The sequence below is a fragment of the Nocardia cerradoensis NBRC 101014 genome, assembly GCF_000308535.1.
GTDB lineage: Bacteria > Actinomycetota > Actinomycetes > Mycobacteriales > Mycobacteriaceae > Nocardia > Nocardia cerradoensis.
Genome location: NZ_BAFW01000165.1, coordinates 1 through 23,105, shown reverse-complemented (window position 1 = coordinate 23,105; position 23,105 = coordinate 1). Strand labels below are relative to the sequence as shown.

Sequence of the window (23,105 nt, the reverse complement as noted above, 5' to 3'; positions counted from 1 at the left end):
CGCCGGTCCGGTGCCTCCACGAACGGGAAGCTCTCGATGTCGCCGAGCCCCAGCGCGGTCATCTGCAGAATGACCGCGGCCAGGTTGGTGCGCAGGATCTCCGGTTCGGTGAAGGCCGGGCGGGCCTCGAAGTCCTCCTCGGAGTAGAGCCGGATGCAGATACCGTCGGCCACACGTCCGCAGCGCCCGGACCGTTGCCGCGCCGAGGCCTGCGAGATCGGCTCGATCGGCAGGCGCTGCACCTTGGTGCGCATCGAATAGCGGGAGATGCGCGCGGTGCCCGGGTCCACCACGTAGCGGATGCCCGGCACGGTGAGCGAGGTCTCGGCGACGTTGGTGGCCAGCACCACACGGCGGCCGGTGTGCGGCTGGAAGACCCGATGCTGTTCGGCCGCGGACAGGCGTGCGTACAGCGGAACGATCTCGGTCCGTGGCAGTTTCAGGTCGCGCAAGGTGTCGGCGGTGTCGCGGATCTCGCGTTCACCGGACAGGAAGACCAGCACGTCGCCGTCGCCCTCGGCGAGCAGTTCGCGCACCGCGTCGCCGATGGCATCGGTCTGGTCACGAGCGTCCTCGGCGGCGCGTCCGCTCGGCCGACCGCGACGCGGCGCCGGCTCCTCCCCGAACTCGTCCTCGTCGCCGGTGTCGGTCATCTCGGGAGCCAGCGGGCGATACCGGATTTCGACCGGATAGGACCGGCCCGACACCTCGACGATCGGCGCGGGCTCCCCGGAGACCGGATCGGCGAAATGGCGGGCGAACAGCTCCGGGTCGATGGTCGCCGAGGTGATGATCACCTTGAGGTCCGGACGCTTCGGCAGCAGCGACCTCAGGTAGCCGAGCAGGAAGTCGATGTTGAGGCTGCGCTCGTGCGCCTCGTCGATGATGATCGTGTCGTAGCGGCGCAGCAGCCGGTCGCGCTGGATTTCGGCGAGCAGGATGCCGTCGGTCATCAATTTGATCAGGGTGCGATCGGATGCCTGATCGGTGAAGCGCACGGTGTAGCCGACGACGTCGCCGAGTTCGGTATCGAGTTCGGCGGCAATGCGTTCGGCCACCGTCCTGGCCGCCAGCCGCCGAGGCTGGGTGTGGCCGATGGTGCCCCGGATCCCGCGCCCGAGTTCCAGGCAGATCTTCGGGATCTGCGTGGTCTTACCCGAGCCCGTCTCACCGGCGATCACCACGACCTGGTGGGCGGCGATCGCGGCGGCGATATCGTCGCGATGGGCGGAGACGGGCAGTTGTTCGGGATAGCGAATCGCCGGGACGGCGCCGCGGCGGGTCTCGATACGGGCCTGCGCGGCGGCTATCTCGCGCTCCAGCCGCTCGATCTCACCGTCGTTGCCGCGCGCCTTGTCCAGCTGCCGGCGCAGCCGGTGTTCGTCGCGGAGGGAGAGGTCGGCCAGGCGAGCGCGCAGCTCGCGGGTGGTGGCAGTCGAGGTCATTGCATCGACCAGCGTAGCGAAACCGGCCGTCCGGCCCGTTCCCGCGCTGGTCGGGACGCCGAATCGTGAAGATAACCGAATCGTTGCTATTGGTTGATCTTGGTTCCCGGCCGGGGCCGGATATGTCACCATCGGGCCATGACTGCTGGTTCCGGAACGCCGATGTGGGTCCGTGGACTGCGCGTGGTGTCGGTGCTGCTGGGCATTGCCGCACTGGTTCGCGAGGGCGTGCTCGCGGTCGCGACGACCGCGTCGAACACGCTGCGCCGGCCGGTGGCGATCGAGCCCGCGACGAGGCAGCACACCTCGCCGATCGGATCGGCCTAGGCTCGCAGAACGTCCCGCGCCACCGGATGACGCCGGTGGCACGGGTCGCCGTCTGCCCGCAGCCTGCTGCCGGTCATGAAATCGCCTCCCGGGCCGACCGGTATGCGAGGATCGAACGATGATGGCCCGTGCGGGGACGCCGATCTGGATCCGGATCCCGCGGATCGCCGTCGGTGTACTGGGAATTGTTGCGCTGCTCTGGATTCCGCTGCGCGCCCATGGATCGCCGGGCTTCTCCCTCGGTAACTACCTCGGCTACTTCACCATCCAATCGAATATCGCCGGCGTGCTGGTTCTGCTGGGCGGCGGCCTGCTGGATCCGGCCGCGCGACGCTGGCAGGTGGTGCGCGGCGCGGCCACGCTGTATCTGTTGATCACCGCGGTGATCTACGCGGTTCTGCTGGCGAACATCGATGTGATGCTCACCGACAAGTGGATCAACGACACACTGCATCGGGTGCTGCCGATCGTGATGGTCGCCGACTGGATTCTCGTGTCGGCGCGGCTGCGGGTCTCGGCCGCGCTGATCGGCGGGTGGCTGATCTATCCGCTCGTCTACTGCGGCTACAGCCTGATCCGCGGCGAGATCGTGGACTGGTATCCGTACCCGTTCCTGGATCCGCGAGTGCAGGGCTATCCGTCGCTGCTGATCGGGGTGGTGATGCTGGCCGCGGTGATCACGCTGCTGGCGATCGCGGTGGCGTGGCTCGGGTCGCTGCACCACCGTCGCGACGCTCCCGTCCCGGTCTGATCGCGCGGTTGCCGGTGGATTGCGCGAGCCGGACGACCGGGCCTGCCCGGATGCGGCGCGGGTAGTCTGGCGGCGCAGGCGATCGGGCAGGCCCGTCGCCACCGGACGACGGGAAGAGGAGCCGAGCATGGGTTCGCTGTGGCACGGATTCGCGGATATGGGCGCGGTGGAGCGCGACGGCGCCTTCGTGGTCGCCCGCGGTGAGGGCGCCTACATCTGGGACGAGGCCGGGCGGCGCTACCTCGATGCGACGGCGGGGCTGTGGTTCACCAACGTCGGTCACGGCCGCCGCGAGATCGCCGACGCGGTCGCGGCGCAATTGTCGACGCTGGCACACTATTCCAACTTCGGCGACCTGACCGCACCGGTGACCCAACGGCTGGCCGAGCGGTTGTCGGAGCTGGCGCCGGTGCCGGGCAGCAAGATCATGTTCACCTCCGGTGGGTCCGATTCGGTCGACACCGCCGCCAAACTCGCCCGCCGGTTCTGGCGTGAACAGGGCCGTCCGGACAAGACGCTGCTGGTCGGCCGCCGGCTGGCCTATCACGGAATGCACGTCGCCGGAACGGCGCTGGCCGGCATCGCGGTCAATCACGAGGGCTACGGCGAGCTGATGGCCGATACCCGTACGGTGGAATTCGACCAGGCGCAGGCGCTGCGGACGCTGATCGACGAGGTGGGCGCCGACCGCATCGCGGCGTTCTTCTGCGAGCCGATCATCGGGGCCGGCGGGGTGTATCTGCCGCCAGAGGGGTATCTCACCGAGGTCCGCCGCCTCTGCCGCGACAACGACATCCTGTTCGTCGCCGACGAGGTCGTCACCGGCTTCGGGCGGATCGGCGGATCCTGGTTCGCCTCCACCCGATTCGGGCTCGAACCGGATCTGATGACCACCGCGAAGGGCCTGACCTCCGGCTACCTCCCGATGGGCGCGGTCTTCGTGGCGCCGCGGGTGGCCGAGCCGTTCTTCGGTGGCGGGGTGTGGTTCCGGCACGGCTACACCTACGGCGGCCACGCCGGATCGGCCGCCGCCGCGATGGCCAACCTCGACATCATCGAACGCGAACATCTGCTCGACGCCAGCAAGAACATCGAATCGCTGCTGCACGAACACCTCGCGCCGCTGGCCGGACATCCCCGCGTGGCGCAGGTACGCAGTGGGCTGGGCGCGGTGGCCGGGGTCCAGCTCGCCGATCCGTCCGAGGGACCGGCCATGGTGAAAGCATTACGCGCCGAAGGGGTTTCCACCCGATCGGCCGGGCAGGGCGCGCTGCAGATCTCGCCGGCGTTCGTCATCACCGACGAGCAGATCGCCGAGCTCGCGGCGGCGATAGGCCGCGCACTGGGCTGAGTACGCGCCCTGCCCGTCAGCTGCCTCTTCGGTGCCCCCGGCCGCCGGAGGAGCGGTGCCCGCCGCCGCGCCGTGCGAGCATGGTGTGCGAAGGCGGACGCGCCGCGCGTCGGAAGGTGGTGGGGTGTGGGCTCTTTCGTGACCCAGCACGAGGTGTTGCGCTGGGGTGTGATCGTGGCGTTCGTCGCCGCGGCGGGCATCGTCCTCGTGCGGCACGTGGCGGTGCCGGTGGCGCCGGGAGGATCGGGTGGACCGCGGCCGGGGATGTGGCCGATCGGCGTCGACGAGCACGAATCCGATGCGGCTCATCTGCTGATGTGCCTGGTGATGCTCGCGATGTTGCTGTTCCCCGCGGCTGCCGCGCCCGATGCGATCCGCGGGGTGCTCATCGCCATGATCGTCGTGTACGCGGGGCTGTCGATCGTGCGCATCGCGCACTGGCGGACGATATCCGGGGACGGTGGCGCAGAATTCCGCCTTCCGGCGGTGGTCTATCACATGGTCGCGGCCGCGGCCATGCTGTGGGTGATGGCCGGGCATCACCACGGGATGGGGCATGCGGAGATGCGCGGCGCGGGTGGTCTCCCCGTCGTGCCCGTGGCGCTCGTGGCCGCGCTGTTCGCGCTCGACGGTCTGCTGCTGCTGTTCCCGCGGACGAGAACCGCACTGCGGCACAGTATTTCGCATCCGGCCGGCACGCCGGGCGCGATCGGCGTCGTTCCGCACGTGGTGATGGACCTCGGGACGGCGTATATGTTGATCGCCGCCGTCGCCTGAGCCCGTCTCCTCAGAGCAGCACGGGGTGGTCGGCCACGACGCGCCCGCCCAGGCGCACCCAGCCGTCGGAATCCCATTCGGTGAACAGTTGCGAGCCCGCGCCCTGGGTGATGATCAGGCTGCGGCGCAGCTTCGCGGTGAGTGCGATCGCGGCCGCGCCGGTCGCCTCGTCCTCGGCGATGCCCAAGGCGGGAGCGAACATTCGCGCGTGGACGGCCCCGCGCGCCTCGTTCGTCCAGGCCCATACGTAGTGCTGGCCGTCGGTGAAGTGACGCGGGTCGACCGTGTCGAGGAAGGCGGCATCGGAGAATTCGTCGAACGTGAATTCGGGCGCCCATTCGGCGCGGGCGCGAATCCAGACCAGTCCGTCGTCGAGCATCTGGATTTCGACAGGACCGGCGGGGACGTCGATGATCTTCACGGGATGCCCCTGATCGGCCAGCCACCACGCCGCACCGACCGTCGGATGTCCTGCGAACGGCAGCTCTCGCGCGGGGGTGTAGATGCGCATCCGGGTGCGACCGGATACCGGATCGTCGAGGACCACCGTTTCGCTGTGACCGATTCGGGCCGCCAGTAATTGGTGATCGACCTCGATCACCGCGTCCGCGCGCACGATGCCCAGTGGGTTACCGAGCCGGCCGGTGACGTCGGTGAAGACCCGAACCACCTCGACCTGCGTGCCGTCGCTTTCCCATTGGCTCATGCTGTCCCAGCGTACCCGTAGCAACACGCACGATGCCCCGGCCCGATGGACGGGCCGGGGCATCGTGAGAGACGCGTTCCGAGCGTCAGACCGCGGCGGCGGCCAGGGTCTCGCTGGCCTGCACGGCCTGGCCGACGCCGGCGACGATCGCGGCGACACGCAGCGCCTCGAAGATCACCTCGCGCGACACACCGGCCTCACGCAGGGTGTGCTCGTGGGCCTCCAGGCAGTGCTGGCAGCCGTTGATCGACGACACCGCGAACGACCACAGCTCGAAATCGGCCTTGTCGACGCCCGGATTGCCGATGATCTGCATGCGCAGTCCGGCGCGCAGGTCGTCGTAGCGACCCTCGAGGAACGCCCGGCCCCGGTAGAACACGTTGTTCATACCCATGATCGAGGCCGCGCCCAGTGCCGCGTTGTAGGCCTCCGCGGACAGGGTGTCGGCGGCCTCCTCGCCGATCTCGCGCAGGGTGGTGGCCGACCTGGTGGCGGCCGCCGCGGCGAGCAGGGTGCCCCACAGCTGCTGTTCGTTCAGCACGGTCGACCGCGCGATGGACGACAGGTTGAGCTTGAGGTCCTTGGCGTATTCGGGAAGCGAATTCTTCAGGTTTTCAACAGACACGGGCAGGCACTTCCTTTTCGGTGATCAGACGCTCGCGGACAGCAGTTCACCGGCGTCGATGGTCGGGTCGCCCTTCTTCCAGTTGCAGGCGCACAGCTCGTCGGACTGCAGTGCGTCGAGCACGCGCAGCACCTCGTCGACGTTGCGGCCGACCGAACCGGCGGTCACGGAGACGAACTGGACCTCGTTGTTCGGGTCGACGATGAAGGTCGCGCGGTCGGCGACACCGTCGGCGTTCAGCACGCCGGTCGCGGTGACGAGCTCACGCTTGAGGTCGCTCAGCATCGGGAAGGGGAGGGTCTTGAGATCCTCGTGCTGGGCGCGCCACTGGAAGTGCACGAACTCGTTGTCGACCGACACACCCAGGACCTGGGCGTCGCGGTCGGCGAACTCCTCGTTCAGCTTGCCGAAGGCGGCGATCTCGGTCGGGCACACGAAGGTGAAGTCCTTCGGCCAGAAGAAGACGATGCGCCACTTACCGGCGTAGTCGTCGCTCGAGACCTGGGTGAAGTAGTCGTCGGGCTGCTGCGCGTTCACCTTCGACAGGTCACCGCCGATGACCGCCGTCAGGTTGTAGGCGGGGAACTGGTCGCCGATGGTCAGCAGAGCCATGTTGTCTCCTTCGTCGTAATGGGACACGGATGACGGATCGCCCTTGTGCGGGACACCGTCGAAGCATTTCGCTGTCGATCATGCCCAAAACCCAGTAAAAGGTAAAGGTGATCAGTTGCACTATACTGATAGGCGTGACTGATCAGACTTATCAGCCCACCCTGTCACAGCTGCGTGCGTTCGTGGCGATTGCGGAATATCGCCACTTCGGGACGGCCGCGGCTCACCTGAATGTGAGCCAACCCACGTTATCGCAGGCGCTGGCATCACTGGAAAACGGACTGGGCCTGCAGCTGATCGAGCGCAGCACCCGCCGGGTGCTGGTGACCGCCGCGGGCAAACGCTTGCTGCCGCAGGCGATGGCGACGCTCGAGGCCGCTGACCGCTTCGTCGCCACCGCGGCCGGCGACGGGCTCGGCGGCACGCTGCGCATGGGCATCATTCCCACCGTAGCGCCCTACGTGCTGCCCACGTTGCTACCGGAACTGCGCCGGCGGCTGCCCGCTCTGGTGCCGCACGTCATCGAGGATCAGACCGCGCGGCTGCTCGACGGATTGCGCAGCGGCGTCCTCGACGTCGCGATGATGGCGCTGCCCTCCGAAGCCACCGGCATGGTCGAAATCCCGCTCTACACCGAGGAATTCGTCCTGGTCACACCCCTCGGGCACGAACTGGCCGGGCGGAGCGACATCGCGCCCGCGGCCCTGGACGAGCTGCCGCTGCTGTTGCTCGACGAGGGACACTGCCTGCGGGACCAGACGCTGGATCTGTGCCGGTCGCAGGACGTGCGTCCGGGGCCGGTCGGCGATACCCGCGCGGCCTCGCTGACGACGGTGGTGCAGTGTGTGGGCGGAGGACTCGGCGTGACGCTGATTCCCGAGATGGCCGTGGCGGCCGAAACCTCCCGTGGCACATTGGATATCGCCCGTTTCGCGGCGCCGGCGCCGGGGCGCACCCTCGGCCTGGTGTTCCGGGGTTCGACCGCGCGTGTGGAGGACTACGAACAGCTGGCGGAAATCATTCGGGCACAACGCCCGATATGAGAATTTCCATGGTCTCCCATCCCGATTGACCGGCCGGTGAGCGTCTGGAACGCTCGTCGCGTGCGGATTCATCACCTCAACTGCGGCACCATGGCCATGGGCATGGTGGACCACTGCCTGCTCATCGAGACCAGGACCGGGTTGGTGCTGGTGGATACCGGATTCGGGCTCGACTGCGTGCGCGATCCGGGCCGCTTCGTCGGCCCCGGCCGCTTTCTGCTGGGCATCCGGCCCGCCGAGCATCACACCGCGATCCGGCAGATCCAGGCGCTGGGCTACGACCCCGCCGATGTGCGCCACATCATCCTCACCCATCTCGATCTCGACCACGCCGCGGGACTGGCGGATTTCCCCGAGGCCACGATTCACGTGCACGGCCCCGAATTTCGCGCGGCGACCGCCGGCCGGACGCTGTCGGAGCGGCTGCGCTACCGCGCGGCCCAGTGGTCACACGGGCCGCGCTGGATGGTCAACGAACTCGACGGCACCGACGAGTGGTTCGGTTTCCGCGCGGTACGCGACCTGCCGGGACTGCCGCCGGAAATCCTGGTCGTCCCGTTGCCCGGTCATACGCGCGGTCACGTCGGGGTCGCCGTCGACACGGGGTCGGGCTGGCTGCTGCACGCCGGTGACGCGTTCTACGTCGCGAGCGAGATCGACCCGGTCGGGCCCAGGACACCGCTGTTCTGGTGGTCGTTCGAGCTGGGCTCGATCGTGCGCGGCGCGTATCTGGAGAACCGCCGGCGGCTGGTGGAACTGGGCCGCGCGCACGGCAATGCGATTACCATCGTCAACTCCCACGACGCGGACCTGTTCGCCCGGGTCACCGGGAATTCGGTACGGCCCGTCGGTTAGTCCGGCGAGAGCCATTGCGGGCATTCCGTGAAAGCCCGATTTACCCGGTGTGGCGATTTCTCGGCAACCTGCGACCAGCGACGACGTGAGCTGTGATGTAGGTCACGTTTACCCGGTGTGAAGCCCCGCCGGCCCATTCGGCACAGTGGAGGGATGCGAAACGGGTGTGCGAGCAGGAATGGATGGTTCGACGTAACGACGGATAGGCGCGCGGAGGGCGGCGCCGGAGATGCCGGGCGGGTGATCCGATGACCGCGGCGAAGAAGCCCGCGCCGCAACGACGCGCGCGCCCCGACGACCCCGGTCCGGACCTGTTCGCCTACGGCACCCTGCAATTCGGTCCCGTGCTCGAGGTGCTGCTGGGCCGCACGCCCGACATGGACGTCGCGGTCGCGCGGGGCTGGCGGGTCGCGGCCCTGCCGCAGCGGCTCTATCCGGGGCTGGTGGCCGAGCCCGGGAGGATGGCGGGCGGGCTGGTTCTGCGCGGGCTGACCGCGGCCGACTGGCGGATCATCGAAGCCTTCGAGGATCCGGAATACGATCTGCGCCCGATCGAGCTGATCGGATGCGACGAGCCCGTGCGGACCTTCGTCTGGTCCTCGGCGGTCACGGGCAACGACTGGCTGCCCGAAGTATTCGTCTCCCACCACCTCGACCGCTACGTCGAACGCGCCGCCCAGTGGCGGCAGGAGCGCGCCTGAGCGTCGGTGCTCGTCCACGGACCGCGAGACGCTGGAGCTGCGCGGCCGATTCGGTGGCACCGGTCACCCCTACGCGGACCGCCCGGGACGGTTGTCCCGGGCGGTCCTTCTCGTATTCGATTGCCGCGCAAGGCGATCCCACGCTACGGATGCCGTCTCAGGCGCGAGCGGCGATCTCCCGCAGTGCGTACGGTTCGACGGCGCCGCGCACCAACGCGCGTTCGTCGACCGTCTCCGCACGGTAGGGCAGCTTCGGCAGCTTCTCGCACATCGCCGCGACCGGGTCGTCGATGCGCTCGGCGACACCGAACAGGAACGTCCACTCGTGCTCGTCGCTGCCGTAGGGCACCACGGTGTCGAACAGGTCGGTGAACCGCTGCCACGAACGCTTCAGCGTCTCGTTGCGCCACATCGTCGGACAACCCGCCTGAGCGGCCAGTACGCCGCCTTCGGCCAGCAACGCCTTACATCGGGTGAGGAACTCCTCCTCGTAGAGGCGGTTGTGCTGGGCGTCCTCGACCCGCTCGTCGGGCAGATCGATGACGATCACGTCGTAGCGCACACCGGCGGATTCGGCCTCGGCCAGGAAATCCCAGCCGTCGGCGTAGTGCATCCGGATCGCGCCGTCACCGCCGACCGCGGCCTCCAGATCGGCCGGAGTATATCCGTAGGGCAGATGCCGGGCGCACAGCTCGACCTCCATCCGGTCGATGTCGACGTGGTCGACCCGGGTCGCGCCCGCGGCCACCGACATCTGGCTGGCCACACCCTCGCCGGAACCGATGATGAGGACGTTGTCGAGCTTGGCCGCCAGCGCGTAGGCCGGGACCAGCATCGCCTCGTGATAGGTCAGCTGGGAGAACTCGGTGGACTGCCGGTCGTCGTCGGAGAACAGCGACACACCCTGCGCGGTGCGCGCGATCACCATGTGCTGGAACGGAGTTCGCGCATCGACGATCACCTCCGACAGATCCCAGACGCGCGTCAGGCCCTCGCCGACCGGCTCGTGCACCCGGCGTGCGTGATGTCCGCGTTGCACGACCTCCATATGCACCGATTCCGGTCGCAGCGCATCCTGCAGCAACTCGACCGCCTTGGTGGCGCCGGCGCCGATGCTGCCGCAGGTGAACACGTCGACGAAGATGTCGCCGGATTCCGGATAGGTGTGGATCGACGCGTGCGATTCCGACAGCAGCGCCAGCACCGTCACGCCGTGGGGCTCGAACTTCTTGTGCACCACCTCGCAGATCGTCACTCCCGCGGCGAGCAACGATTGTCGAAGCGCTGTTTCGAGTCGTTCGAGATCGTCGCAGAGGGCTACGTCGACACCACCGAACTCGGCCAGCACGTGCCAGCCGGTGAATTCTGCCGTCATGGGCAAACTCACTCTCGCTCAGCGCCGATGACATGCACAGTCAAAGGCGGAAAACCGTTGAAGGACACCGACGAATAGCTCGCCGTATAGGCGCCGGTATCGAGGATCCGAACGGGATCACCGGCTCGCAGCGTGGTCGGCAGGAGGACTCGCGTGCGTTGATACAGTACATCGTCTCCGTCGCAGGTCGGGCCCGCGATCACCGCCTCGTCGGCGGGGTCACCGTCGCGGTCGGTGGCGATCCGGTAGGCGATGTACTCGTTCTCGGTCTCGGCCATACCGTTGTAGCGGCCGATGTCGAGATACACCCAGCGCCGCCCGTCCGGCGCGATGCGCACGTTCACGACCTCGGCGTGGATCACACCGGCATTGCCCACCAGGGCGCGGCCGGGTTCCACCACCAGGTCGGTGTGCTCGGGCAGGTGCCGCGCCGCCGCCGCGGCGATCACGACACCCAGATCGGACAGCTCCGGCGCCGGATCGGCGTACGAAATCGGCAGGCCCCCACCGATATTCACCGACGCCACCGGGATGTCCTTGACCGCCAGCGCTTCGGTGATGGCGGCGGCCTGCTCGATGCCGATCTGCCACGCCACCGGATCCAGCTGCTGGGAGCCCACGTGGAAGTAGGGGCCGCCCACCTGCAGGCCCAAGTCGCGGGCGCGCACCAGCAGTCGCACCGCCTCACCGGGCGCGCAGCCGAATTTGGTGCCGAACGGGGTCTGCGACTGCGGCGCCGAGGCCAGGAACCGGCACTCCACCTCCGAGCCCGGCGCGAGTTCGGCGATCCGTTCCAGGTCGTCCTCGGTGTCGAAGGCGAACCGGCGGACACCCGCGGCATACGCGGCGGCGATGTGGGCGGCCTTCTTGATCGGGTTGCCGTAGCACAGCGCTGCCGGATCGACGCCCAGCGCCACACACATTTCGATCTCGCCGATGCTGGCGACGTCGAATTCGGCGCCCTCGGAATCGAGCAGCCGGATGATCTCCGGCATCGGAGATGCTTTGACAGCGAAGCGAATTCGTGCCGACGGGAAGGCCGCACGGAAAGCGTGGAAGTTGCCGCGCACCCGATCGAGGTCGATGACGAGACAGGGCGACTCGGGCGCGTTTGTACCGGTCAATCTAAGGGAACTCTCTTTCTTCTGGGCAGCCTCCCGCTGCAGGCAGCGAGCGAGAGAGTATCAGCGCGAGGGCACGGGAAACGAACCGGAACGAGGGTCGGCTTGATCACGCTCGAGGGAGCGCGGCCCGCACCGGGGACGGTGGCCGGATCAGATCAGCGCGTCGGCACCGGGTTTTCGGCGGCGTACGAGTGTCGTGGCGGGATCGCGGCGGAGGTCGAGGACGATCGCGCTCATCCGGCACGCACCGTCATCTCGTCGAAGACCACCTCGCCGGCGGCATCGGATTCGGCCAGATCCACGACGGCCTCGAGCGCCCAGCCGTGATCACCGGCCGGATCGTCGAGGACCTGGCGCACCCGCCAGAAGCCCGGCCGGGTCTCGACGGCGAACAGCGCCGGGCCGCGCGCGTCCGGGCCGGTGCCGATCGCACCGTATTCGTCGAAGTAGGGGGCCAGATCGTCCGCCCAGTCCGGACCGTCGTCGAATTCGGCGAGGTCGTCCCAGCGTTGCCGGGCGGCCAGCTCGACCCGGCGAAACATACTGTTGCGCACCATGACCCGGAACGCGCGTTCGTTCGCGGTGATCGGCCGCACGGTGTCGGCGCCGAAGGCGAGTTGGTCGTCGTCGGTCTCGGCGCCCGGATTGGTGAGTTGTTCCCATTCGTCGAGCAGGCTCGAATCGACTTGGCGGACAAGCTCACCCAGCCATTCGGTGATGTCCTCGAGTTCCTCGGTGCGTGCCGACTCGGGGACGGTCCGGCGCAGTGCGCGATAGGCGTCGGCGAGATAGCGCAGCACCAGGCCCTCCGAGCGCGCCAGCTCGTACTGGGAGATCAGTTCGGCGAAAGTCAGTGAGCGCTCGATCATTTCGCGCACCACGGCCTTGGGGGAGGGGCTGAATTCCGAGACCCACGGATGGCCGGCGCGATAGGTTTCGAAGGCCGGTTCGATCAGCTCGGCCAGCGGCTTCGGCCAGGTGATGTCCTCGATCAGCTCCATGCGCTCGTCGTATTCGATGCCGTCGGCCTTCATCTCGGCGATCGCCGCACCCCGCGCCCGGTGCTGCTGGGCGAGCAGCAACTGGCGCGGATCCTCCAGTGTGGATTCGATGATCGACACCACATCCAGTGTGTAGCTGGGAGCCGACTTGTCAAGCAGCTCCAGCGCTGCCAGCGCGAACGGCGACAGCGGCTGGTCGAGCGCGAAGTCGCGTTGCAGGTCGACGGTGAGCCGCGCCCGGCGGCCGGTGGCATCCGGTTCGTCGAGTTGCTGGACCACTCCCGCGTCGCGCAGCGCACGGTAGAGCCGGATCGCCTTCAGGATGTGTTTGCGCTGCGCAGGCCGCGGTTCGTGATTGTCTTCGAGCAGATGACGCATCGCGTCGAAGCAGTTGCCGGGCCGGGCGATGACATTGAGCAACATCGAATTGGTGACCCGGAATCGCGACACCATCGGTTCGGGCTGCGCGGCGACGAGCCGGTCGAAGGTGTCCTCGGACCAGGACACGAAACCCTCCGGCGGTTTACGCCGCTGGATTTTGCGCAGCTTCTTCGGATCGTCGCCGGCCTTGGCGACCAGCCGGGCGTTCTCCACCTCGTGTTCGGGCGCCTGGACCACCACCGTGCCGACGGTGTCGTATCCGGCGCGCCCGGCCCGGCCGGCGATCTGATGGAACTCGCGCGCCTTCAACCGCCGCGTGCGCACCCCGTCGAATTTCGTCAATCCGGTGAGCAGCACCGTGCGGATCGGCACGTTGATGCCCACACCGAGGGTGTCGGTGCCGCAGACGACCTTCAGCAGCCCGTCCTGGGCCAGCCGCTCCACCAGACGCCGGTACTTCGGCAACATCCCGGCGTGATGGACGCCGATACCGTGGCGGATCAGCCGCGACAGCGTCTTGCCGAATCCGGTCGCGAACCGGAAACCGCCCAGCGCCTGGGCGATCGCGTCCTTCTCCGCCTTGGACGCGAAGTTCACACTCGTCAGCGCCTGGGCGCGCTCCAATGCGGCGGCCTGGGTGAAGTGCACGACGTAGACCGGGGCCTGGCTGGTGGTCACCAGGTCTTCCAGGGTTTCCGTGATAGGGGTGCGGACATACGAGAACAGCAGCGGCACCGGGCGCTCGGATCCGGTGACGATGGCGGTGGAGCGTCCGGTGCGCCGTTCCAAGTCCCGCGCGAAATGCTCCACCTCACCCAAAGTGGCCGACATCAGCAGGAATTGGGCGCGCGGAAGTTCCAGCAGCGGCACCTGCCAGGCCCAGCCGCGATCGGGATCGGCGTAGAAATGGAATTCGTCCATCACCACCTGGCCGATATCGGCGTCCGCGCCCTCCCGCAGCGCGAGATTGGCGAGGATCTCGGCGGTGGCGCAGATGATGGGGGCCGTCGGATTCACCGCGGCGTCGCCGGTGACCATGCCGACCTTGTCGGCGCCGAACACCTCGCACAACGCGAAGAACTTCTCGCTCACCAGTGCCTTGATCGGCGCGGTGTAGTAACTGCGCTCACCCCGGTTCAGCGCGGCGAAGTGCGCGCCGACCGCGACCATCGATTTTCCCGAGCCGGTGGGTGTGGCGAGGATGACGTTCGCGCCGGTCATCAGCTCGATCAGCGCCTCTTCCTGCGCCGGATAGAGCGTCAGCCCCTGGGCGGAGGTCCATTCGGCGAAGGTTTCGTACAGCCAGTCGGCATCCACGTCGGGCACGGCACGGTCGGGAACGAGTTCGGACAGCTGCACGTGCGTCCACGTTACCGACGAACCGTGGCGGGTACCGCATCGCCCGGCGGCACGGCGGTGAACCGTACGCGCCGGGCGATGGGGTGCGGGTCAGTCCTGAGGGTCTTCGCCGTCGCCGAATTCGGTCTGCTCGGCGAGGAAGCGCTCGAACTCCGCGCCCAGTTCCTCACCGGTCGGCAGGTCGGCCTCGCCGGCGAGGAGACTGGAGCGGCGCTCCTGCGCGGTGACGAAGCTGTCGTACTGACGCTCGAGCGCCTGGACGACCGTTTCCACCTCGGCATTGCCGGCGATATGCTCGTTGACCTGTTCGCGGACGCGGGCCGCGGCCTCGCCGAGCGCCGCCAGCGGAAGTTCCAGGCCCGCGTTGTCGGCGACGTTCTCCAGCAGCGTCTGCGCGGCCTCCGGATAGGCGGTCTGCGCCAGATAGTGCGGGACGTGCACCGAGAATCCGATGGATTCGTGGCCGTGCTGTCCCATGCGGTACTCCAGCAGCGACGACGCGCTGCCCGGAACCTGCAGCTCGCCGGGCCAGCGCTGATGTTCACCGATCAGATCGCGGTCGCTGGCGTGGGCGGTGATGCCCAGCGGCCGGGTATGCGGAATCGCCATCGGGATGGCGCTCAGGCCGATGCTGCGGCGCACGCCCAGCTGTTCGGCCAGCAGGCGCACGGCCGTCACGAACTTCTCCCAGCGCAGGTCCGGTTCGATGCCGGACAGCAGCAGGAACGGGGTGCCGGCGGTGTCGCGCAGCGCCCACAGGTTCAGTTCCGGATCGGCGTAGTCCGAGAAGTGGTCGGTCTTGAAGGTCATCAGCGGCCGCCGCGAGCGATAGTCGAGCAATTCGTCGACGTCGAACGAGGCGACGAGCTCGGATTCGAGGCTTTCGCGCAGATGGGTCGTCGCCAGCCGTACCGCGTGGCCCGCGTCGGTGAAACCCTCCAGGCCGTGCACCAGCACCGGACCCTCGCCGTCGGCCGAGGACAGCTGCGGAGCGGGGAACTCCAGCTCGTACATACTGCTCATTTGCCAAACTCCCTGGTCAAGCCCTGTCCGCCTCAGTCGTTTTCAGTAGTGGTCCGGTGCCGGATCTCGCCACCTCGCCACCGTCCAGGGTACGCGCGGAGGTGTCGCGTACCGGTCGGCGTGCGGGCGGTGACATCCGACGGAAACCGCCGGTCCACCGGGGGATGTCACCCCCGCAGAGTAGCGGTCGCGGAGCGTACCCGGCGGAGGTAGGCCACGCTCATGCCCTACCGGAGAACACAACTCCGGATCGGCGCCGGGTATTCCCGCCGGGTCGGCGTGGCAGATCCGCGGGGGCGGCGGCATCGGCCATAGTGGGGGAGTGAGCGTCCCGAATCCGCCGGCCTCGCGGAGGCGCCGCGGGTTCGGCCACACCGTCGGGTACGCGGCCTTGAGTTGTCTGCTCGCCGCGTGCGGTTCCACGGTGTCCGGGCATCCGACCGCGATGCGGCAGAGTGTGGTCACCCGGCATATCGACGGCGATCTGACGTCGATGCTGCCCGGCCAGGACCGATTCCCGGCGGGATATACGACCGTCGTCGCCTCCGGTGAGCGCGCCGCGGCGGCGGCCGCGGATCTCACCGCGATTCCGCCGGGGGCACAGATCGATCCGCCCGGCTGCGCACCCGCCCCGCCGGATCCGGCCGGAATCGCGGCGACGATCGGGACCGACGACCGGACCCGTGCCACGATCACCGTCGTGCTGAGCCGTATCGACGAGCCGTTGTCCGCTCTGGGAGACCAGCTTTCGCGCTGCCCCACGGTGCACGCGCGACACGGCGCGATCGATCGCACGATCACCACCCGGCTGCTGCCGCCCCCGCCGGTCGACGCCGACGACACCGTGGCCTTCGGTCGCACGGTGACCGGCTCGCCGCCCGGCAGTTCCGCCGATCCGGCGCTGCGGACTCTGCTCGGGCAGATCGGCGACATCCGAATCGAAACCACGGCAATGACTTTCGGCGCCGCCGCGCCGGATACGACCGGCCTGGACCAGGTCTTCACGGCGGCGGTCGCCAAGGTTCGTACCCGCTGAAGCCGGTGGCGATTGTGCTCTCCCCGGCGCAACCGTAACAGCAGGCCCCGACATCCCCGCCCGGTTGCACCGCGTGTCGGCACCGTGATCCCCAGTTCCGGCGGGCTCCCCAGGCGAAATAAAAGCCCAGCTCAGCCTCCCGGCTCGGCGGTGGCGTGCAGGCAGTGTGGACGCCATGACCACACATACCGACCCCAGCCGGCCCAGCATCGATCGCCCCGATGCGGTACAGGGACCACCGCCGTCGAGCGCGGTGCCGCAGACAACGAGCGCGGCCCCTGCGGAGACTGACATTCCCCGAACCATGCGAGACCCCGGCACCCGGCCCGAAACGACGGTGCGAGAGGGCAAGCCGGGCCGCGACAGCGGACCCGACACCGGGGTGCATTCGCGGAAGGCCGCGGAGGTCGATGTCGCTACCGATGACGAGGCCGCCGCCTCTTCGCCGCCTCCTTCGCGGCGCGTCGCCGGATGCGCGAACCGGATGTGCCGGTCACGCGGGGGAGTCGCTCGCGCGGCAGGCGGAACGGCAGGCGTGGGTCGAGTTCCCCTGCGATGCGGCGATATTCGGGGCCGCACACCACTGGAGGCGCTGCCGGGCCGGTGTGCCGGCGCCACATGCGTCGCCGTGCGCGCATGCGTCGGCGCCGAGTGCAGTGCCTGCCGTGGCGACTCGATCACGCCGGAGCGGTGCATGCGCAGTGAAGCCGGCCGGGTGGGGCGACCGGGTGCCGATGGCGGCGGAAACGACAGTGGTGACGAGGAATACGGTCTGCCGCCCAATGAGGACGACTTGGCGGCCGCCGGGAGTAGTACGGCGAAACCGGCAGCGCCACAGCGTGATACACCGCCGGAACTCGAGGCGAGCGAGGCCGGCGCGTCACTCGCCGGCCCGGCATCGGACCCGGCACCGCCCGGCGCGGGCGAGTCCGAATCGGATTCACCCGACACGGGCGACGATGACATGTCCGCCGAGCGAGGCGGCGGTGCGGAGGGGCGCCGCACCCGAGCGGGCGGCGCCGAACAGCTCTGGGCGGCGACCGCGTTGACGATGAGCGAACCGGCAGAGTTCATCGCGGCCGTGCCCGCACTGCTGGGATTTCGCCCGCAGCGTTCGCTGGTGGCGTGCCTGCTGCTGCGGTCGCAGAAGTATCCGGGCGCGGTCTATCTCGGTGCGGTGGCCCGGCACGATCTCGATGTGGCGGGCTGCGGGGCGTGGGTGCGGCTGGCCGCGCAACTGGCCGCCATCTGCGGGCAGGAGCAAGCCGTCGGCGTGGTGGCGCTGATCGTCGACGATCGTGCGACAGCGCCGCAGGCGGGGCGGGCCGGGCGGCGCGCGGCCCGGCATCGTGATCTGGTGCGGGTGCTCGACGGCGCGCTGCAGGGCCAGGACGTGCTTCTCGCGGAGGCGTGGGCCGTGGCCGAGATCACCCCGGGCGCCGACTGGTGGAGTGTGCTCGACACCGGCAGTACCGGTACGCAGGCGGATCCGGCAGCCTCACCGGTCGCGCTCGCGCAGGTGCTCGACGGCCGCCCCATCCGGGGCTCGCGCACCGAGCTCACCGCCGCGGTGGCAGAGAACACGCCGCTGCGGATCCAGGTCGACGCGGTGATCGGTAACGCCGCGGAGGCCGCCAGACAGCGGTTCCGGCGCGCACTGCGAGCCGGGGAGCCGCGCTCCTACAGCCGCGCGGCCCTGGACATGGTGTTGTGGCAGATCAGCACGGTCGAATCGGGCGATGAGCTCGATCCACGCGAACTCGCGGATCTGGCCGTCGCCGTGCGCGACACCGCGGTGCGCGATTCCCTGTTCGCGGTGGCACTGGGTGTTCACGCCGCGGCGGCCGAGGCGCTGTGGTCTCGTGCCTGCCGCGGCCTCACCGGCCCGGACCGGGCCGAGCTGGCCACTCTCTTCGGCTACAGCGCCTACACCCGCGGCGACGGGCCGCTGGCCGGCGTCGCGTTCGAGGCGGCGCTGCAGGCCGACCCGGCTCACCGCATCGCCCGACTGCTCGATGCGGCGCTACGTACCGGCATGCGCCCCGGCGATGTCCGCAAACTCGCCGTCAGCGGCCGCGATATCGCCGCGGGGCTGGGTGTCGACCTCGTCATCGCCGAACCCGGCGAACCGGAGACGCGATGACAATCACCCGATCACGGGCCCGGAGGCCGCGCGTATCAGCGAGCGCTGTGCGCGCGGTCGCCGAGCGAGGTGAGGAATTCCCAGGCGTCGGAGACGATTTCGTCGAGATCGTTGTGCTCGGGCTGCCAGCCGAGCTCGTCGATGGCCTTCGCGCTCGACGCGATCAGCACCGCCGGATCACCGGCGCGCCGCGGCGCGTCCACCGCCGGAATCGGCCGGCCCACGACGCGCTCACAGGCCGAGATCACCTCGCGCACCGAGAAACCCGTACCGCTACCGAGATTGAAGATGCGATGTTCGCCGGGCCGCGACTGCGCCAATGCCAGGACATGCGCGCGGGCGAGATCACGGATGTGGATGTAGTCACGCACCGCGGTGCCGTCCGGCGTCGGATAGTCGGTGCCGAATACGGAAATCGAATCCCGGTGGCCCAGAGCCGTTTGCAGGATCAGCGGGATGAGATGGGTTTCCACCACACGGTTCTCGCCGAGCCCTCCGTAGGCACCGGCGACGTTGAAATACCGCAGGCTCGTGGCGGCCAGACCGTGCGCGACGGCGTACGAGGTGATCGCGTGGTCGATCGCGAGCTTCGAGGCACCGTAGGGATTGGTCGGGCGGGGCGGCGCGGACTCGACAATCGGAACCTGTTCCGGCTCACCGTAGACCGCCGCGGTCGAGGAGAACACCAGCCGCGGGGTCTGCGTGCGGCGGATCGCCTCCAGCAGCGCCAGCGTCTTCACCACATTGCCGTACCAGTACTTCTCGGGCTGCTGCACGGATTCACCGACCAGCGACTGCGCCGCGAAATGCAGGACGCCGTCGAAGGATTCGGATTCGATCAGCTCGACGCCGGTGGTCGCGATATCCCCGTCGACGAATTTCGCCCCGGCCGGCACACCCTCGGCGTTGCCGGTGGACAGGTCGTCGACCACCACGACCTCGTGGCCGTCCTGAACCAGTACCTGCGCGCACACTCCGCCGACATATCCGGCACCGCCGGTCACCAGGAGTTTCATCCGTCAGGCCAGCCTGACCTGGACGGCGTGGGCCATTTCGTCGGACAGTTCGAAGCCGACGTGCCCGGGCACCGAGATGATCACCACACCGGGCTTGGTCTCGACGGTCACGCGGGCATCGGGAACCACCCCGGCCTCCCGCAGCTGCCCGATCACGTCCGGATCGGCCTGAATATGTTCCGACAACCGGCGCACGACGACCGCCGACACCTGGCCGGGCGGCAGATCGGAGAGCCGGACCAGGGTCTCCTCACCGGAATTGATGGAGTTGACGCCGAGTTCGTCCAAGCCGGGGATGGGGTTGCCGTAGGGCGAGGTGGTGGGGTGATTGAGCACCTCGAGCAGACGCAGTTCCACCTCCTCGCTCATCACGTGCTCCCAGCGGCAGGCTTCGGCGTGCACGTTCTGCCAGTCCAGCCCGATCACGTCGACCAGCAACCGTTCGGCCAGCCGGTGCTTGCGCATGACCGCCACGGCCATCGCGCGGCCCTTGTCGGTGAGTTCGAGGTGGCGGTCGCCGGCGACCATCAGCAGACCGTCGCGCTCCATCCGCGCGACCGTCTGACTCACCGTCGGGCCGCTCTGCTCGAGGCGCTCGGCGATACGCGCCCGCAACGGCACCACGCCCTCCTCCTCGAGGTCGTAGATGGTACGGAGATACATCTCCGTGGTGTCGACCAGATCCTTCACCTGTTACCCCTTCGTCGGCACGAATTCTACCCACGCCCGGCTGCACAATCGGCCTCAGCATATTTCGCACGTCCTGCACGAACCTCGCCGATACCTGCGCGCGACCGGATGCGCGCGGGCGACAGGCGCGCCCGGTGTCGTCTTGCATTTCTACTGCATGACAACGACAACGCGGGTGGTCTGCTTCCCGTGTCCCCGCCGGTGCGAGCAACGCCACGGCGACGGGCCGCGGTGGGCTAGCGTGACCGTTATGGCAGACGACGCCGCCGTGGTGTGGACCGACCGCTTCCTGGACTACACGTGGACCCCGGAACATCCGATGAAACCGGCCCGGCTCCGATTCACGATGGCGCTCGCGCGCAGTCTGGGTCTGCTCGACGGCATCGAAACCCTCGCACCCGCCCCGGCCGGTGACGGTGAGCTACTGCGCATCCACACCCCCGCCTACCTCGAGGCCGTGCGCCACGCCGTTCCCGCACCTCCGGGCACCACACCGCCGGCCGCACCCCCGCACGGGCTCGGTTCGATGGACAATCCCGTCTTCCCCCATATGCACGAGGCGGCCTCGGTGATCGTCGGCGGAACCCTCGCCGCCGCCGCGGAAATCGCGGCGGGCCGTGCCCGGCGCGCGGTCAGCATCGGGGGTGGTATGCATCACGCGATGCCCGACGCGGCATCCGGGTTCTGCGTCTACAACGATGTGGCGGTGGCCATTTCGTGGCTGCTGGGCAACGGCTTCGACCGCATCGCCTACGTCGACGTCGATGTGCACCACGGCGACGGCGTGCAGCGTGCCTTCTACGACGACCCGCGCGTGCTGACCATTTCGCTGCATCAGCATCCGGCGACGTTGTGGCCGAACACCGGCTGGCCCGAGGAGATCGGCGCCGGCCCCGCGGAGGGCACCGCGATCAACCTCCCCGTGCTGCCCGGCACGCGGGATGCGCAGTGGCTGCGCGGATTTCACGCCGTCGTGCCCGGGGCGCTGGCCGCGTTCCGGCCGCAACTGGTGGTGAGTCAATGCGGGGTCGACAGCCATCGCGAGGACCCCCTCGCCGACCTCGAACTCACCGTCGACGGCCAGCGCGCGGCGTTTCGTGCCATGCGGGAACTCGCGGACCGGTACGCCGAAGGGCGCTGGCTCGCGGTGGGCGGCGGCGGTTACGGACTGGTCCGGGTGGTGCCGCGAGCATGGACCCACCTGCTGGCGACGGCACTGGATCGCGAGATCGACCCGGGTACCGCCATTCCCGAGGACTGGCGTGACCTGGTGCGCGGCTACGCCCCGACCGTGCCCGCGCCGACCACGATGGGTGACGGCGGCGACACCGCCTTCCTGCCCTGGGAAGGGCCGGGCGGCGCGCTCGACACCGGCGACGCTCATCTCGACCGCGCACAGCGCGCGATCGATACCTCGGTGCTCGCCACCCGCCGCGCGACCTACGGATTGCTGGGCCTGGACCCGGAGGACCCCCGTGACTGAATCATCCGCCCCCGCACCGGACGCCGAGAACACTCCCGCCGATCCGCCGCCGCCCCCGCAGCATTGGTTCGCCGATGTGCTCGCCGCCGACGGCGGTGTGGTCCGGCTGCGGCCGATCACCCCCGACGACGCGGAGCCGATGCAGGCCTTCCACGCGGCGCTGTCCGATCGGACCCGTTATCTGCGATATTTCGGCCCGTACCCGCGGATGACACCGAAGGATCTGTACCGCACCACCCACGTGGACTACCACAACCGGGTGGGGCTGGTCGTCGAACTGGGGTCGGTGATCATCGCGGTCGGCCGCTACGAACTGCTCACCGATCGCGAAGGTCCCCGCGCGGCGGAAGTGGCGTTCGTCGTCGCCGACGAACATCAGGGCCGCGGCTTGGGGTCGATCCTGCTCGAGCATCTGGCCGGTGCGGCCGCCGAGAACGATATCGAGACCTTCGTCGCCGAGGTGCTCGCCGAGAACCACACCATGGTCACGGTCTTCCGGGAGGCCGGATACCAGGTGCAGCGCAGCCGCGACGGGTCCGTGCTGCACCTCGAATTCGCCATCGATCCCACCGAAGCGCTGCTGTCGGTGCGGGATTCGCGGGAGCGGGCCTCGGAGGCACGCAGTGTCGGCAATCTGCTGGCGCCGCGGTCGATCGCGGTCATCGGCGCCACCCCCGCGGCGAGCCGGGTCGGCGGGGCGGTGCTGGCGAATCTGCTGTCCGGCGTGTTCCAGGGCCCGGTGTATCCGGTGAATCCGAACCGGAGCTCGGTGCGCGGTGTGCGTGCCTATCCGACCGTGCACGACATCCCCGACGAACTCGATCTGGCGGTGGTCGCCGTACCGGCCGAGGAGATCAAATCCGTCCTCGACGACTGTATGGCCAAGGGGGTCAAAGGCCTGGTCGTGCTGACCGCGGGATTTTCCGAAACCGGGCCGGCGGGCTTCCACGCCGAGCGCGATCTGGTCGACGCCGCGCGCGGCCACGGCATGCGCGTGGTGGGACCGAGTGCGCTCGGTATCGCCAACAGCGATCCGGCGGTCTCGCTGAACGCGACGCTCGCGCCGGTGCTGCCGGGCCGCGGCCGAGTCGGATTCTTCTGCCAGTCCGGACCGCTGGGCGCGGCCATCCTGGCCGAGGCGGCGGCGCGCAAACTCGGGCTGTCGACCTTCGTCTCGGCCGGAAATCGCGCCGATGTGTCGGGTAACGACCTGCTGCAGTACTGGGATACCGATCCCGACACCGACGTCGTGCTGCTGTATCTGGAGACCTTCGGCAATCC

Annotated in this window: 21 protein-coding genes; 11 read left to right on the top strand and 10 right to left on the bottom strand. The window is 68.8% G+C overall.

Annotated features, from left to right (window positions below):
* On the bottom strand, positions 1 to 1,445 hold a 1,445-nt coding region (gene hrpA / locus ON23_RS17420), incomplete at its 3' end, for an ATP-dependent RNA helicase HrpA (protein ID WP_039779442.1).
* Between the two features lie 138 nt (positions 1,446 to 1,583).
* On the opposite strand from hrpA, the gene ON23_RS37950 reads away from it, so the two are divergent.
* The 4 genes from ON23_RS37950 to ON23_RS17405 all read left to right on the top strand — a co-directional run bounded on the left by ON23_RS37950 (position 1,584) and on the right by ON23_RS17405 (position 4,651).
* Positions 1,584 to 1,772 (top strand): hypothetical protein, encoded by a 189-nt coding sequence (locus ON23_RS37950; protein ID WP_157170237.1) that lies wholly within the window; start codon positions 1,584 to 1,586, stop codon positions 1,770 to 1,772.
* 118 nt (positions 1,773 to 1,890) lie between these two features.
* Entirely contained in the window at positions 1,891 to 2,523 is a 633-nt protein-coding gene (locus tag ON23_RS17415) for a Pr6Pr family membrane protein (protein ID WP_086006932.1), read from the top strand.
* Between the two features lie 127 nt (positions 2,524 to 2,650).
* Entirely contained in the window at positions 2,651 to 3,874 is a 1,224-nt protein-coding gene (locus ON23_RS17410) for an aminotransferase family protein (RefSeq protein WP_039779441.1), read from the top strand.
* A 126-nt stretch (positions 3,875 to 4,000) separates the two neighbouring features.
* Positions 4,001 to 4,651 carry a DUF5134 domain-containing protein gene (locus ON23_RS17405; protein ID WP_157170236.1) on the top strand — a complete coding sequence of 217 codons (651 nt, stop codon included), beginning with the start codon at positions 4,001 to 4,003 and terminating at the stop codon, positions 4,649 to 4,651.
* 10 nt (positions 4,652 to 4,661) lie between these two features.
* Here ON23_RS17405 and ON23_RS17400 read toward each other — a convergent pair whose 3' ends face one another.
* The 3 genes from ON23_RS17400 to ON23_RS17390 form a co-directional block, all read right to left on the bottom strand.
* The gene (locus tag ON23_RS17400; RefSeq protein WP_039779439.1) at positions 4,662 to 5,357 is read right to left on the bottom strand and encodes a PhzF family phenazine biosynthesis protein; all 696 of its coding nucleotides are present in this window, start codon (positions 5,355 to 5,357) and stop codon (positions 4,662 to 4,664) included.
* Between the two features lie 85 nt (positions 5,358 to 5,442).
* Positions 5,443 to 5,982: an alkylhydroperoxidase, AhpD family gene (gene ahpD / locus ON23_RS17395; protein WP_036503144.1), complete on the bottom strand. Its 540-nt coding sequence runs from the start codon at positions 5,980 to 5,982 to the stop codon at positions 5,443 to 5,445.
* A 24-nt stretch (positions 5,983 to 6,006) separates the two neighbouring features.
* On the bottom strand, positions 6,007 to 6,594 hold the full coding sequence (locus tag ON23_RS17390) for a peroxiredoxin (RefSeq protein ID WP_030517257.1): 588 nt from the start codon (positions 6,592 to 6,594) through the stop codon (positions 6,007 to 6,009).
* A 134-nt stretch (positions 6,595 to 6,728) separates the two neighbouring features.
* Between ON23_RS17390 and ON23_RS17385 the strand changes: the two genes are divergently transcribed.
* From ON23_RS17385 to ON23_RS17375, 3 genes are all read left to right on the top strand, one after another.
* Positions 6,729 to 7,637, top strand: coding sequence for a hydrogen peroxide-inducible genes activator (locus ON23_RS17385; protein ID WP_039779437.1), 909 nt, complete (start codon positions 6,729 to 6,731; stop codon positions 7,635 to 7,637).
* Positions 7,638 to 7,697: 60 nt separating this feature from the next.
* On the top strand, positions 7,698 to 8,492 hold the full coding sequence (locus tag ON23_RS17380; RefSeq protein WP_039779436.1) for an MBL fold metallo-hydrolase: 795 nt from the start codon (positions 7,698 to 7,700) through the stop codon (positions 8,490 to 8,492).
* 248 nt (positions 8,493 to 8,740) lie between these two features.
* Positions 8,741 to 9,193 (top strand): gamma-glutamylcyclotransferase family protein, encoded by a 453-nt coding sequence (locus tag ON23_RS17375; RefSeq protein WP_051042805.1) that lies wholly within the window; start codon positions 8,741 to 8,743, stop codon positions 9,191 to 9,193.
* A 157-nt stretch (positions 9,194 to 9,350) separates the two neighbouring features.
* Here the strand turns inward: ON23_RS17375 and speD are convergent, their stop codons facing one another.
* The 4 genes from speD to ON23_RS17355 all read right to left on the bottom strand — a co-directional run bounded on the left by speD (position 9,351) and on the right by ON23_RS17355 (position 15,456).
* Positions 9,351 to 10,568: an adenosylmethionine decarboxylase gene (gene speD / locus ON23_RS17370; RefSeq protein WP_039779435.1), complete on the bottom strand. Its 1,218-nt coding sequence runs from the start codon at positions 10,566 to 10,568 to the stop codon at positions 9,351 to 9,353.
* An 8-nt stretch (positions 10,569 to 10,576) separates the two neighbouring features.
* Complete coding sequence (locus ON23_RS17365; protein WP_051042804.1) at positions 10,577 to 11,638, bottom strand: type III PLP-dependent enzyme; 1,062 nt, start codon at positions 11,636 to 11,638, stop codon at positions 10,577 to 10,579.
* 287 nt (positions 11,639 to 11,925) lie between these two features.
* A complete protein-coding gene (locus ON23_RS17360; protein WP_039779434.1) occupies positions 11,926 to 14,433 on the bottom strand; it encodes a DEAD/DEAH box helicase in 2,508 nt (835 codons plus the stop codon).
* 90 nt (positions 14,434 to 14,523) lie between these two features.
* Positions 14,524 to 15,456: a PAC2 family protein gene (locus tag ON23_RS17355; protein WP_039779433.1), complete on the bottom strand. Its 933-nt coding sequence runs from the start codon at positions 15,454 to 15,456 to the stop codon at positions 14,524 to 14,526.
* A 322-nt stretch (positions 15,457 to 15,778) separates the two neighbouring features.
* Between ON23_RS17355 and ON23_RS17350 the strand changes: the two genes are divergently transcribed.
* Both ON23_RS17350 and ON23_RS36910 read left to right on the top strand, forming a co-directional pair.
* Entirely contained in the window at positions 15,779 to 16,492 is a 714-nt protein-coding gene (locus ON23_RS17350) for a DUF5642 family protein (RefSeq protein ID WP_051042803.1), read from the top strand.
* Between the two features lie 694 nt (positions 16,493 to 17,186).
* Positions 17,187 to 18,635, top strand: a complete 1,449-nt coding sequence (locus ON23_RS36910) for a DUF4192 family protein (RefSeq protein WP_051042802.1) — start codon at positions 17,187 to 17,189, stop codon at positions 18,633 to 18,635.
* Positions 18,636 to 18,670: 35 nt separating this feature from the next.
* Here ON23_RS36910 and galE read toward each other — a convergent pair whose 3' ends face one another.
* Positions 18,671 to 19,651: a UDP-glucose 4-epimerase GalE gene (galE, locus tag ON23_RS17340; RefSeq protein WP_039779432.1), complete on the bottom strand. Its 981-nt coding sequence runs from the start codon at positions 19,649 to 19,651 to the stop codon at positions 18,671 to 18,673.
* Positions 19,652 to 19,654: 3 nt separating this feature from the next.
* Positions 19,655 to 20,341 carry an iron-dependent transcriptional repressor DtxR gene (locus ON23_RS17335; RefSeq protein ID WP_036503122.1) on the bottom strand — a complete coding sequence of 229 codons (687 nt, stop codon included), beginning with the start codon at positions 20,339 to 20,341 and terminating at the stop codon, positions 19,655 to 19,657.
* A 250-nt stretch (positions 20,342 to 20,591) separates the two neighbouring features.
* On the opposite strand from ON23_RS17335, the gene ON23_RS17330 reads away from it, so the two are divergent.
* Both ON23_RS17330 and ON23_RS17325 read left to right on the top strand, forming a co-directional pair.
* Positions 20,592 to 21,824 (top strand): acetoin utilization protein AcuC, encoded by a 1,233-nt coding sequence (locus ON23_RS17330; protein WP_051042801.1) that lies wholly within the window; start codon positions 20,592 to 20,594, stop codon positions 21,822 to 21,824.
* A partial coding sequence (locus ON23_RS17325; protein ID WP_039779428.1) for a GNAT family N-acetyltransferase occupies positions 21,817 to 23,105 on the top strand: 1,289 nt, incomplete at its 3' end. The genes ON23_RS17330 and ON23_RS17325, both read left to right, overlap by 8 nt.